Origin of the sequence: Mesotoga sp. HF07.pep.5.2.highcov (genome assembly GCF_003666285.1) — a bacterium.
GTDB lineage: Bacteria > Thermotogota > Thermotogae > Petrotogales > Kosmotogaceae > Mesotoga > Mesotoga prima.
Map to the genome: position 1 here is coordinate 1 of NZ_JFHJ01000293.1, position 13,236 is coordinate 13,236.

The window sequence follows — 13,236 nt, forward strand, 5'->3', positions numbered from 1 at the left end:
GTTGTTATTCACTGATAGAAAGAGATACATTTCTTTCAAATTGAGAAAGAAGTGAGAAAGACACCTTAATGGTCAGAAACAAAACAGGCCCTCTCGTGAAGAGCCTGTTTTCTATTTGGGAATTTCCGAACAGGGGTGGGGTCTAGCATGTCTCTGTTTGATCGAGTCGAGAAGGAGTTGATTCTTCAATTCATTTTAGTCAAAAATGTGGAATTGTCAATTAACCCAGCGTGACTATTGTTTAAGTCTATATGTACTTCTTTTCTTCCGATCAGAGTAAGTTACAACATTCTTAGCAAACTTGAAAATCACTCGGATTTCCTGGCAGTAATTAATCTCTTCATTGCCTCTTCAACTATGGCCCTTGGGCAGGCAAGATTCACCCTCATGAACCCTTCGCCTTCTTCACCGAATATCGAGCCGTCTTCAAAGCCAACCTTTGCCTTTTCGTACAGAAAGCTCCTGAGCTCTTCAACACTCATACCTGTATTTCTAAAATCGATCCATGCAAGATAGGTTCCTTCGAGATCAGCAACTCTCAGCTCCGGGAAATTGGTTTTCAAGAAATCTCTCATATACACGAAGTTCCCATTAATGTATTCAAGTAGTTGTTCGAGCCAACGTTCCCCATTGTTATAAGCCGTTTCAAGAGCGACTGTGCCAAAAACGTTAGACATACCGGCTCCAACTGTGCTCATCATACTCGAGTATTCTCCTAGAAGTTCACTGGATGACGAAATTACCGCTGCTGAAGAGAGGCCAGCGAGATTGAAAGTCTTACTTGGCGCAACGCATGTCAGTGTTATGGAAGAAACCTCGTCAGAAATCATTGCTGTAGGTATATGCTTGTTATTGCCAAAAACCAGATCCGAATGGATCTCGTCAGAGATTATCTTGATGTTTCTGTTCAAACAGATCTCTCCCAGCCTTGAGAGCTCATCTCTTCTCCAAACCCTTCCGACTGGATTGTGGGGACTGCAGAGAATGATAATCTTCGTTCTTGAATCAACTTTTCTTTCAAGGTCTTCGAAATCCATTGAGTACCTTCCGTCTGATTCCTTCAAAGGGTTCAGAATCATTTGTCGACCCGTTTCTTTGATTGCTTTGAAGAAAGGATAATACACCGGTGTCTGCACAACCACCCTGTCTCCAGGATGAGAAAGCGCCATAATGGCAATGTGAACTGCCGCGACAACTCCAGGAGCGTGTGCGATCCACTCTTCCTTTATCTTCCAGCCATGTCTTCTATAAAGCCAATTCACGATAGACTCGTGGTAAGCTTTTGATCTTGCGGTATATCCGTAGATTCCATGCTTTGCTCTTGAGACTATTGCCTCGACAACTTCAGGGGGCGACTCAAAATCCATATCGGCTACCCACATCGGAAGCAGATCATTCCTTCCAAAAAAGAGATCTGCGTGATCCCACTTAATGCAATTTGTTCCTCTTCTCTCGATAACTCTGTCAAAGTCGTATTTCACAGCTTTCCTCCATCTCTTAGAAATGTCATCTATGTTCACATTCAAGATTATCACTGGTTGAGCTGAAAGAATTTCTGGACTACTCAATAAACGGAAGACCATCACCCGAGTAAAGACATTCTGGAATCTCCGGCTCGGGATATTCCCCCTTGATTTTTTCTTTGATCACGTTGAGATAGTTTTCAGCGCTTGATCGCCATGTATATTTTTCGGTTACCCGATCGACTCCTCTTGAACTTAATTCTTCCCAAAAAGAGGGACTGCTGAAGAGAGCCTTTTTCAATCCGCGAACAATATCATTTGTTTCAAGAGGATCTACTAGCACTCCATATTCAATGTTGTCTTCTCTTAAACTCTCTGCCGGTCCACCATTTGAGGTTGCTACTACTGGCAGCCCGCAGGCCATAGCTTCAATCGGTGCAAGGCCGAACGGTTCATACAGAGATGTCAAAGCGAAAATCGATTTCCTCTTTGTAGAGATTCTATATAGGGCGGATAGTTCGTGCTGATTCTCAATGTTAAGGAAAATCACTCCGTATTCAATTCCATTTCTGCGGATATGGTCGATGATTTCCTTCAGAACTGAACGATCAGGTTCCTCAAGAGAGTCGAATTCTTCGTATGGATTTTTAATCCCTCTCGTGACGATTACAAGATTGCTTGACTCATGGAGTTCACGATCATTTGCAAAGGCTCTGACTATTCCAATGTGGTTCTTCTTTCCTTCGAATCTGCTTGAGACAACGATCATCGGAAGTCGAAACCTCGATGCATTTGAAAATCTTTCAACAGCCTCTTTGTATCTATCTTCTATTGCTTCGTCCAATTCCGATGGATTTGCAGTGAATATATCCGTATTGACACCGGGAGGCACGATAGAGTATTTTGAATCGTTTCCGACGTCAGAAAACTCACGGTAAAGGGGATGGCTATACTGCTGAAATCTTTCCATCGAAGTTGAAACAAAATTCACTGCAGAGTACTTCATAGAGATACGCTCTGCCGCAATTCGATAGGAGAACTTGAACTCCTCTTCGATTTTCATGCGGTTTTCTCCCGTCTGAAGTAGCTTGTCTAGTTTCTGAGCCCCTAAGGAGTGAGCGGTGAACGAGTAAGGAATCCCCGTTTCTTTGAATAACATAGCGCCTGTAAGACCTCCATCTCCGTAATGTGTTGTAAGAAAATTCGGCATCGTGCGCTCTGCCCGATAGAACTCTATTATTCTTATTGAGAACTCACCTAGGTAGGGCCATAAGTCCTCTTTTCTTAGAAATCCGTCGGGGCCGAAGGGAATCCGAACGATTCTGAGATTCTCTTTTCCTGGATAGTAGTCGAATTCATCGGCGAATTCGGGCCATCTCTCATCGATTATTCTTCTGGTGATTATGTCACACCTGATTCCCATTTCCGACATAGCCGAAGCGACCTCTTTAACATAGACCAACTGGCCCCCAAAATCCGGATGAGTCGTCCAGTAACTGTCTTCCCTGTCGAAGTTTCCCTGCGGGTTTATAAACGCAACTCTCACAAATAATCACCTGCCTCGAAAATCGCCTTCAGAGCATCTATAGAAGGTAAGATCACTTCCTTTCCTTCGTGTTCAATGCGGAAGCCCGCGCAGTAGTTACCGTACACTGCCGATTCAAATATGTCCTTTCCACCGAGCAATCCGAATAAAACTCCTGACCAAAATGCATCTCCAGCTCCTGTTGTATCTACTACTCTTCTCGCACAAGATGGCAAGGTTACTACCCTGTTTCCGTCGGATATCATTGATCCTTTTTGCCCCAGAGTCAGAATGACGTTTTTCGCTCCAGATTCATGGAATTTACGGATGTAATCAAGAGGTTCTCCAGGGCCGAAAATTTCGTTAGCATCATCTTCAGAAGGTTTGACAAGAAAGACATTCTCGAGGAACCCTATTGTGAATTCCGAACCATCCTGATTGTGAGTCCAAAGAATTTGTCTGTAGTTGGGATCGAATGTGATCCTTACTCCCGTTCGAAGTGCATAATCTACAAGCTTGCAGCAAACCTCTCGAGACCTCTCACACGATAACGGCCATGTAGTGAAGTGAATAAAGTCTATGTCCTTCATGAAGCTATCAATATCATACGGTTCCTCAAGTAAGCAATCTGCGCCTCTGAAGGCCGAGAACTGTGGGGATGACTGAGATCTCGAAACGAAGACCATAGAGGTATGGGCTTCCTGGTCTTGCTGGACAAAGGAAGTATCGATCCCTTTTAGACGAAGATGCTCAAGGTAAGCCCTTCCGAAAGGATCATTTCCAACTCTTGATAGAAGAATACTTTCGATACCCAGGTCGTTAAGATTCGATGCAAGGTTTCCAGGCGAACCCGCAAAGAACCTTCGAAAAGAAGTTGCTTCGCCTAGATCTTTCACAGTATTGGTAGATATCAGATCAATAAGGAGCTCACCAACGACGGCAATTCGAGACAATTCAACGCCTCCTTCTCTTATTAGTCTATCATTCGAGAGTCTATTTCCGTTCACGGATCCGGGATCTGCTCAAACATAGCTCTTCAGAAACCAGATTCTCAAAGCGGGAGGCGTGTATAATCAAGTTAACAATAGCTACACATATTTGAGACAGGAGGTTTAGTAAATGGAGGAAATATCTTTAAAAAGGCTCCAAAGAAGATATGTTGGAAGTGATATTGATTTATCGCTTTGGGAGAATCTGGAGAGCGAGCTCAAGAGGCTTGAGGAATACGAAATTGTTGATAGAGATTCGCTAGAGAACTTCCTGCTTCACTGGAGTGAGCTATTCATGATTCTTCAAGAGAAGCTTGCATGGAAGTACATCGACATGACAAGATTTGCTGATAACGAGAAGAAGAGACTTGATTATTCGAAATTCTTCGAAGATGTTTATTCGAAGGCAGAGCCTTACAGAATAAGGCTTATGAAAAAATACTACGATAGCATTCACAGAAGGGAGTTAGATCCTTTCCGATATGAGAACTTCGATGCGATAGTTTCTAATGCGGTTGAGCTTTTCAATGAGGATAATCTCTCTCTGGAGGTTCAGGAGAAGAAAATGGCGTCTGAATATGCGGCGACCATCGGTTCAATAACTGCAGAGTTTCGAGGAAAAGAATACACTCTTTCGCAGCTATCGAGGTTCCAGCTGGAACCGGACCGCTTAACTCGCGAAGAAGCCTGGCGGCTTTCAATGAGCAAACTTGATGAAGTACATGAAAGCCTTGAGAACCTATTTGATAAACTTCTTTCTGTAAGGGTTCCTCAGGCGGCAAATTCTGGATTCAGTAGTTATAGAGACTATATGCATCAGAAGAAGAACAGATTTGTCTATTCAGTCGAGGATGTACACAGATTTCATGAATCGGTAGAAAAAGTTGTAGTTCCTTTTGTTTCGGAGCTTAATGAGAAGAGACGGAAAGAACTCGGGTTGGATAGACTAAGACCCTGGGATATTAGTGTTGAGCCTTCGGGAAGAGTGCTAAAGCCATTTGAAACAATGGAGGAATTCATACAGAAGGCTATCAGAGTACTTCAGAAGGTTGACCCGGAGTTCGGCGTTAATCTCTTAAAGATGAAGGAGAACGGTCTGCTTGATCTCGAAAACAGAAAGGGAAAGGCTCCAGGTGGCTACAACTACCCCTTAGATGAAACCGGCGCTCCTTTCATCTTTATGAACGCCACGGGAACTCCCGCAAATGTCAAAACCATACTTCATGAATCGGGACATGCGATGCACTCTTTTGCAACGACAGATGAGAAACTGATAGCTTATAGACACGCAACCCACGAAGCTGCCGAACTGGCTTCCATGTCTATGGAACTTTTGACGATGGATTATTGGGATGAATACTACTCAGAAGAGGAGGTAAGGATTGCAAGAAAAGAGGAACTGGCCGGAACTTTGAGTTTTCTGCCATGGTGTATGATTGTGGATTCGTTCCAGCAGTGGATCTACACAAACCCCGATCATTCTTCCTCGGAAAGAGATGAGAAATTCTCTTTGGTTTTTGATCGATTTAACACTGGAGTCGACTGGACAGGACTCGAAGAAGAGAAGAAGATTCGCTGGCTTCTTCAGCCACATATTTTTACGAATCCCTTCTACTATATAGAATACGGAATTGCTCAACTTGGGGCTCTCGCTGTTTACAGAAACTATAGGCAAAATGCTCTAAGGCCATAAAGGATTACAAGAAGTTCCTTTCAATGGGTTATTCAAGGCCGCTAGACGAATTGTTTGAAAGCGCAGGTATAAAATTCGATTTTTCGGAGCATTACCTGCTTGAACTCGTCCGATTTGTTGAAAGCGAGCTAGCTTTGCTTTGAAGAGAGTGCTTCTTTGAAAGAATAGACAGTTCGCAAGGACGTAATCCATCATAATTAAATCTACTCAAGAGAAGGATAGCTTCGGCGAAGCTCACAGAGTTAGAATTGGCGAGGAGGTGTTTGAATGAGAAAAATCGTCTTTGTTATAGTTCTGATGATGGTACCGTTCGTTGTATTGGGACAGGTTGAAGAACTCAAGGCCAAGATAGCCGAAAATCCTTTGGATGTCGAGAGTCTCAAAGCATTGCTGGAAATCTATTATGAGAATTACGAACTTGAAAATTATGGAACGACACTTAAAGAAGTAATAATGGCTGTTGATGAGATTCCCGAAGCAATGTATCCGTTGATTGAAGAAGGAATTGAGAAGTTGCTTGAAAATGCTTATTCAGATTACGCCGAAGAAATATCCGAGATCCTTTTTGATCTTCGGCCAGACAAGAACTCTATGCTACTCTATCTTAAGTCCCTGAATAGCGGCTGGGCCATGTCGGAGGAGGCTATCCGACAGTCTGTAAACAGACTTAGCGAAGATCAGATCGAGATTTACGAGTTTCTCCATGCGGAGTCTGTCGACCTTTATCCAGTCGATCTTCATCTGCTTGTATCGAGAATCCTTGTAGAGGATTTTGGAGAGACTGACTATTTGATTCCTTATATTGTGGGGTTGATAGACGATTACGACTTTTCAACCGCTAGAAGTCTGCTAAGTGAGAATTCAGAATTTCTTAGCTCTTCACCGATGTACTACTATCTAAATGGAATCCTTGATCTGGAGATAGGCTATTATGATGATGCAGTAGAATGGTTTCTGCAGGGCAAGTCGAGAGACGACGATACTGAAATTTACGAGGCGCTGTCCTTGATCGAGTATATATATATCCCTGAATATGTAACCGATTTGTTCACCGCGATTGTCCTGGCCAACGACGAAGCATCGCTGATTTCGAATATTCAGGAGTTTGTTCTCAACTACGAGGAGTTGTCCTGGATCTTTTCGTGGATTTCAAGAGTTCCTGAACCTATGAAGCTGGCAGAGATTCTCTCAGATGAGGAGACTGCCGTATCGTACAACACGGTGAACCTCGATTTCGAGAAGATCAACATTGGTTTCTATGATGCTTACGCATCGCTTCGGGGAACAGTTTCAAGTGCTATTTATGGACAGTTTCTAGATGCGAGAACTTATGTCTACATATCTGAAAAGATGGATGGAGTCATAGTTGAAGGAGAAAGAGAGGCCAGATTTGATGGATGTGATGTTTATTCTCTTTCCCCCAACAGAGATCGATTATTGATCATGGATACATGGGGAGAGTCAATCTCAATGGTAGATAGCAGCATGGACATTATATGGACATTGTCTGAAGAATACAGTATGGTACCTGTTGCGTGGTCACCGGATGGATCCAAGGTAGTTGTATCGACTGGCGGAGATTACTTCTCAGTGATCGATGTCGAATCGGGTCAGGTCATCGAGTCAATCGAGAGTTTCTATGATCTGGTCTTCTTGTCTTTGGATGAAACTTACGCGGTAGACTACGATGGAGAAATTGTCAATCTTACAAAAGAATCCCTTATTGATACAGATGCTCCAGCCTTCTGGGCTGCCTACGGCAATAATAACAAGATAATCTATTTCGAGTACCCCGACGAATACTCGGATTTCTCTTATGATTCTCTCCATGTATATGACTTAAGTACAGGGGAAGACACCGTGATAGCTTATAACGTTATGTTCATGGATGCGCCCGTGCCTTCTGTGAAGATAGAGGGAGATTTCGTCTATTTCACAGAAAAGGATGCTCTGGGAATGCACAGGGTAATTCTTATGGATTACATGACGAATGAGGTGTTATTTGAGAGTCTACCCAGTGAAGACATAATAATCTTCCCTGACGTTAGACCTGAATGATGGAACGAAGGCCGGCTTTAGCCGGCCTTTCTCTTTTTGTAGTGAAGAATAAATAATGAATTATGACAGAGATCTCTTAGAGTTCTATTTCTTTCCTGCAAAAGCTTCATCCAACTGTTCCTTTGTTATTAGATCGGAAGAGACCCCTTTCTTTGAGCAACAATACCTGGCAGCTATCTGGCCTCTCAGAATTGATTCCTCTAAAGTATATCCTTCAAGGAAGTAGCTCGAAAGAAACCCCGCAGCAAGACTATCACCTGCTCCGTTTGTGTCGACTACAGGTTCATCAAGCTCAACCGGGCCGAAGAAGTTGATTCCGTGCTCCGTGCCTAATGCACATCCTCTCTTTCCCATTCCACAGATCACAATTCTATCGTTTCGAACCCTCAGGTATTTTGATATTATGGGGGTGGGATCTCGAAAGTTTGTTGATGAAAAGAAGAGAACGTCAGCCTCTCTAACATAGTCTTCTCTGTACAGGTCATCGGGATCCGTTACATCCTGGATATCTACAGAAATTACAAGCCCTGCTTCTCTTAAAGGTTTTAGAAGAAATCTGGACCAGTTCACAATATTGACGTGGGCAAGTTTGGTTCCAAATAGGTATTTCTTTATGGCTTCAGCATCCGGCTTCAAGGCCATTGCTCCTCTACCGTCATAGAAGTTCTTTCGCTCACCGTTCTTGTACATAATGTTTACGCTTCTCTTAGTTCCCAGTGGATCGACTCCAAGGAAAGCGATGTCGATGCCCTGTGCTGATAGAGTTTCCCGGATGTGGTCTCCAAAATAGTCCGATCCAACGTATCCGATAAAACAGACCTCGTGGCCAAGCCTTTTCAGAGACTGACAGACATATCCACCTGCCTGGCCGATGCAATCCACAACTTCAGTAAATGTCGCCTCTACCGAAAAGTCTATCTCGCTGCCCGATAAATAGACGTTTGTATCAATCCCGATGGCGCCAATTACAGCTACTTCGAAGCCCATAAAGAATCACTCCTGTTTAACAACGCTTCTGAAAAGCTCAAGTTTCTCCTTGAGCAATTCTCCTCCCAGAAGACCGGAGAGAGCCTTTTCGTAATGCTCAACTGAAATTCCTGGAATCACATTTTTGTGAGCAATAGTTCCCACAAGAACTACATTCTGCATCTGGGGATCCTCAAATCTTCTCTCAATACTGAAATCACCTTTGAATTTCGATTCCTTGCCTCCCGTTCGATGTCATCCTTATTTACTTCTTTTGTCCTTCTCAAAAGGACATCCAATGGTTGCCAAACAGTGTCATGGTATAACCAGTATTCCCCCGTTTCTAAGTTAGTTCACCATCCCTCTCAATGCTTCATAAAGCTGAAGGGCTATCATCATTTGAGCAGGGTGCTTCTTGATCAATACCGAATGAACATTATTACCAATTCTTAGCTGAGATAAAACCGTACCCCCTCTCTGAGCCAGTCCATGGGTATCGGTTCCGATAGCCCACTGACCGGAGTGGTCGACGGTCCCAAGAAGAATTTCGTTGAGCAGTCCTATGCACTGTCCACCAACTTTAATTATACAAACGTCAAACCTCCTCATGCTTTCACCCCTTCACTGATCATCGGATTCATTTGACTCTGAGGGGCAGGTTTGAACTCAGGATCTATCCCCGATACAGAGATCGTGTTGAAACCAAATTGAACCGTCTTAGGCAGCTTGATAACTCGGACAGGCAAAGTCAGCAATACATACTTTCTGTTACATATCATTCCGGTTTTAACAGGATTTGGCAATGGTTTATGGCTCCTTTTCAGTTCTCTAGTGAACTCCAGCATACACGAATGCTTCACGATAATCACCTTGAAGCCTTCTTCTTCGACAGCCCGTTCAACAAGAAGCTAGTTCCCCATCATAATCTCCGAACCACTTTCCTGGGAGAGGAGTATTTCGCCAATCCTCTTCATAGGCTCCCACCTTTACACTGGATATTGTTTTATATACTGAACATTACTCATTTTTTAGTTCGAAAGATTTCTCAAACCTCTGTTAGATGCATTCACTCACTAAACTCTAACCTTTATTTGACAAAGCTTCAAAGTAGTTGGAATCTCGTCCCTCTTTTCTCCGGATAATTCGATTTCAGTCGAGACAATCTCAATTCTCTTCTTTTTCAGAATATCGAGAAATGTATCGCGAAGGCATTATGCCAGACCCATTAGGAGCAGATTGCAAGGAGCTGATCCTTCTTTTCCAATTCTTACCTAGTAACCGGAATCGGTAATTCCAGAACCGGAGAAGCCATCTTTGAAATCTACCTTTGCATGCACTGTACTTCCCATTTCTTACCTCCTCTGCATTTTGACTGGAAAGGATTATCTGAATTAGATGTCACGAAGATCAAACGGGCAGCGTTGCTAGAAAGAAACGAAACTGATGGTTCGCGACAACTACAGGTTGTACAGTTTAGATCATATCAATAATCAATATTAACATTCAGATGTCAAGAAGAACCAGAATACGAGATTGCCTAGAAGTCTCTCGTGAGTGAAAAGTAGAATATATTAGGAGGTGCGATGTGAATCTATACGCGTTGTTCAATTCATCTCTTTATCATGGAACTTCTTCGAGAAAAGGTTTTTTTGAAGGCTGGTACTTCAAGTTTGTTGACAGGAAGAAGGAAAAGTCATTTGCAGTCATACCGGGAGTGTCCTTGAATTCGTCGAGAGAAGATGCTCACGCTTTTGTTCAATTCCTCTCGGGTGGGAAGAATGAATCCGGCAACTTCAACTATCCCTTGGGAGAGTTCCATTCTGATAAGAAACGCTTCTCTGTTGAGATCTCGAAAAATCATTTTTCGGCCGGAGCGGTGATTCTGGAAATGTGCAATGAGAATCACAGAATTGCTGGGAACATAAGGATCTTGGAGCCGTACCTTTGGCCTAGAAAGTTCTATTCCCCTGGGATCATGGGGCCTTTTTCCTTTGTACCTTTCATGGAATGTTACCACGGAGTCGTCAGCATGGACCACAAACTTGAGGGAGAAGTAAGAATCGATGATGAACTGATAGATCTTTCCGGAGGCAGAGGATATATAGAAAAGGATTGGGGAAGATCATTTCCAAAGGCGTGGGTCTGGATGCAGAGCAACAGCTTTGATCTCGAGAGAACCTCATTAATGCTGTCGATTGCAACGATTCCATGGTTGGGAAGGAGTTTCACCGGTTGCCTCTGCGCATTTCTGTTTAAAGAAAAGCTCTATAAATTCGCTACCTACAGGGGAGCAAAGATCGATAGAGTAGAGGTTTTGGACAACGAAGTATTCCTCCAACTTAGACAGGCAGGGTTTTCCTTGAATGTCAGTGCAAAAAAGACTTCTGGAGCGCATTTAATCTCGCCTGTAGAAGGTAGTATGAGTGGGAAAATTGATGAATCGCTTACGTCTGAAATAACGGTGAGACTCTTCCGAAACGATGCGGTCTTGTTTGAAGGTACCGGGACAAATTCCGGCCTAGAAGTTGTTGGGGAGCTTAAGCTGAAGGAAAAAAGTAAATGAGAACCTGTGCTGTTCAATCATTAGAGGACTGGATATTGTTGCTGAGGGGATTCTTCCGTTCCTCTTTAGCAGTTTATCTCTTACATGTATGTGAAAAAAGGGCATCCCTAGTTTCCTGGATGCCCTCTAACATAAGATTCCGAAAAAATTGTTTCCGAATCCTCTAGCCACTTCTTTTCAGCACCCCTCTTTTTTTCGCCCAAACCTCCATTCTCTTGAAAAACACGAGGCCGAATGGAAGTAGAAGTGCTCCAAGAAGAATCAGAGGCCAAACATCATTCCACATCTCCGCCATGGTTCTGCCTTCAAGTATCGATGATCGCATTCCTCTTAAAGCATAAGTAGCGGGAGAGAGCTTTCCAACCTGTTGCATCCACACCGGAAGCACATCGATTTCGTAGTACACACCTGAGAACATCAGAAGCAAGGCCTGAAAGATATGAACTACTTGAACGCCTTTTTCAGGTGAGATCAGAGGCAACACGGCAGCGACAATTCCCAGTCCAACGAATGAAAAACTTGAAACCGCCAGTATTCCAGCCGCCGACAGAAAATTGGCTCTTCCAAGATCTAGATCGAAGAAGACTGAAACGACTACTAAAATAAGACCACTTCTAAGTATTCCATATAGAATGGCATATCCGCACGTACTCAATAAATGAGTAGCTCTTCTAACCGGTGCCATGAAGGTGTATTCGATAGTCTCTTCCCATCTTTCCCAGGCAACGGTCTCAGCTACTATCTCGAAGAGAATTGAAAGATAGCCCCACAGTATCGATCCAAGCAACATGTAAAGGATCAGATAGCTTGTATCGAGCTTCGTCCCTGAAAAGGCTTCGACTCCCTTTCCGATGAAACCCATTGTCACAGAGTTTGCCATGGTGTAAACGAAGAAAACCAGTTCCCACTTCCAGTATCTCTTGGTGAAGTTGAAATTCCGCTCAATAAAGGCCCAGGAGGCGCGAAGCTCCCGGGCTATTGCCTGTGAATTCATGCTGACTCAACCTCCTGATATTCGGCCTCTTCGATACTCATTCCAGTGAATTCGAGAAAGACATCTTCAAAGCTTGGATTGTCAACTTTACCGAGCAACTGCTTCTTCAGTTCTGACGGTCGTCCAGAAGCAACGATTCTTCCTAAGTGAATTATCGCAACGTAATCACAGAGTTTCTCCGCTTCATCCATGTCATGCGTTGTCAAGAGCATGGTTGTATTCATGGTGTTCTTCACATCGCTAATAAGACTCTGAACATCCCTCTTTGCCCTTGGATCAAGTCCCGTGGTCGGCTCGTCCAAGAGTAGCATTTTGGGTTCAGTCATGAAGGCCCTAACAATGGCTACCTTCTGTTGCATACCTCTGGAAAAGTCTTCTAGCGGATCTTTCAATCTCTTGAGATCCAGTCCGAATCTCTCGGCGAGACCGTTTATCTTTTTGAGAGCCTCACGCCGTGGAATTCCATATAGTCCTGCTGAAAAACAGAGATTCTCCACTGCGGAAAGCTTCCTGAAGAAACTTGCCTCGACTGAAACTCTGTTTATCATTCTTTGAACCGATGCAGAATTACTAACGGAATCGTACCCGAAAATGGATATGCTTCCTCTATCTGGAATCAAGAGTGTTGAGGCAATTCTGATAAAGGTTGATTTTCCCGAACCGTTTGGACCTAGAAGACCGAAAATCTCTCCTTCCTTTATTCTCAAATTTATCCCTTTTAGTGCTATGATTTCCTTTCTACTCTTCTTAAATGCTTTCACTATATTGTTGGCAAGCAAAGCGTCTGCCATGTTCTCACCTTCCTAAAGGTAATGAGGTCTGCTGAACCTGCTCTCGATTTCTATCTTCTGCTTATCAACCAAGCCATCTATAAAAACGCTCTTTGAGCCTCTGATCTTATTTTTCATTGATATCTCCTCCTGTTTTCTACCTTGTCTTGGCCAGTGTTGCCAAGCTTTTCGGTTTTTCGATAAAAGGCGGGAGG

General features: G+C 43.4%; 12 protein-coding genes. 3 read left to right on the plus strand and 9 right to left on the minus strand.

Annotated elements, in window-relative coordinates; translation table 11 throughout:
• Window positions 1-308: 308 nt before the first annotated feature.
• From BG32_RS06180 to BG32_RS06190, 3 genes are all read right to left on the minus strand, one after another.
• Window positions 309-1,481 carry a MalY/PatB family protein gene (locus BG32_RS06180; RefSeq protein ID WP_099771301.1) on the minus strand — a complete coding sequence of 391 codons (1,173 nt, stop codon included), beginning with the start codon at window positions 1,479-1,481 and terminating at the stop codon, window positions 309-311.
• 79 nt (window positions 1,482-1,560) lie between these two features.
• Window positions 1,561-3,009: a glycosyltransferase gene (locus BG32_RS06185; RefSeq protein ID WP_014731454.1), complete on the minus strand. Its 1,449-nt coding sequence runs from the start codon at window positions 3,007-3,009 to the stop codon at window positions 1,561-1,563.
• Window positions 3,006-3,941, minus strand: coding sequence for a carbohydrate kinase family protein (locus BG32_RS06190; RefSeq protein WP_099771218.1), 936 nt, complete (start codon window positions 3,939-3,941; stop codon window positions 3,006-3,008). Before BG32_RS06190 ends, BG32_RS06185 begins: the two co-directional genes overlap by 4 nt.
• A 166-nt stretch (window positions 3,942-4,107) precedes the next feature.
• Between BG32_RS06190 and BG32_RS06195 the strand changes: the two genes are divergently transcribed.
• Together BG32_RS06195 and BG32_RS06200 are read left to right on the plus strand one after the other, a co-directional pair.
• Window positions 4,108-5,670, plus strand: coding sequence for a M3 family oligoendopeptidase (locus tag BG32_RS06195; RefSeq protein ID WP_259459562.1), 1,563 nt, complete (start codon window positions 4,108-4,110; stop codon window positions 5,668-5,670).
• A 267-nt stretch (window positions 5,671-5,937) separates the two neighbouring features.
• On the plus strand, window positions 5,938-7,728 hold the full coding sequence (locus BG32_RS06200; RefSeq protein WP_099771220.1) for a YncE family protein: 1,791 nt from the start codon (window positions 5,938-5,940) through the stop codon (window positions 7,726-7,728).
• A gap of 84 nt (window positions 7,729-7,812) precedes the next feature.
• Here the strand turns inward: BG32_RS06200 and BG32_RS06205 are convergent, their stop codons facing one another.
• The 4 genes from BG32_RS06205 to BG32_RS06215 form a co-directional block, all read right to left on the minus strand.
• The gene (locus tag BG32_RS06205; protein WP_014731458.1) at window positions 7,813-8,715 is read right to left on the minus strand and encodes a carbohydrate kinase family protein; all 903 of its coding nucleotides are present in this window, start codon (window positions 8,713-8,715) and stop codon (window positions 7,813-7,815) included.
• Between the two features lie 6 nt (window positions 8,716-8,721).
• Window positions 8,722-8,877, minus strand: a complete 156-nt coding sequence (locus BG32_RS15555) for a hypothetical protein (RefSeq protein ID WP_158309310.1) — start codon at window positions 8,875-8,877, stop codon at window positions 8,722-8,724.
• Between the two features lie 165 nt (window positions 8,878-9,042).
• Window positions 9,043-9,303, minus strand: a complete 261-nt coding sequence (locus BG32_RS06210) for a 2-oxoacid:acceptor oxidoreductase family protein (protein ID WP_099771221.1) — start codon at window positions 9,301-9,303, stop codon at window positions 9,043-9,045.
• The gene (locus BG32_RS06215) at window positions 9,300-9,563 is read right to left on the minus strand and encodes a hypothetical protein (RefSeq protein WP_099771222.1); all 264 of its coding nucleotides are present in this window, start codon (window positions 9,561-9,563) and stop codon (window positions 9,300-9,302) included. Before BG32_RS06215 ends, BG32_RS06210 begins: the two co-directional genes overlap by 4 nt.
• 716 nt (window positions 9,564-10,279) lie before the next feature.
• On the opposite strand from BG32_RS06215, the gene BG32_RS06220 reads away from it, so the two are divergent.
• Window positions 10,280-11,257 (plus strand): tocopherol cyclase family protein, encoded by a 978-nt coding sequence (locus tag BG32_RS06220; RefSeq protein ID WP_099771223.1) that lies wholly within the window; start codon window positions 10,280-10,282, stop codon window positions 11,255-11,257.
• A gap of 163 nt (window positions 11,258-11,420) precedes the next feature.
• Here the strand turns inward: BG32_RS06220 and BG32_RS06225 are convergent, their stop codons facing one another.
• Together BG32_RS06225 and BG32_RS06230 are read right to left on the minus strand one after the other, a co-directional pair.
• Window positions 11,421-12,251, minus strand: coding sequence for an ABC transporter permease (locus tag BG32_RS06225; protein ID WP_014731461.1), 831 nt, complete (start codon window positions 12,249-12,251; stop codon window positions 11,421-11,423).
• Window positions 12,248-13,042, minus strand: a complete 795-nt coding sequence (locus tag BG32_RS06230) for an ABC transporter ATP-binding protein (RefSeq protein ID WP_099771224.1) — start codon at window positions 13,040-13,042, stop codon at window positions 12,248-12,250. The genes BG32_RS06225 and BG32_RS06230 overlap by 4 nt, the downstream gene beginning before the upstream one ends.
• Window positions 13,043-13,236: the final 194 nt, after the last annotated feature.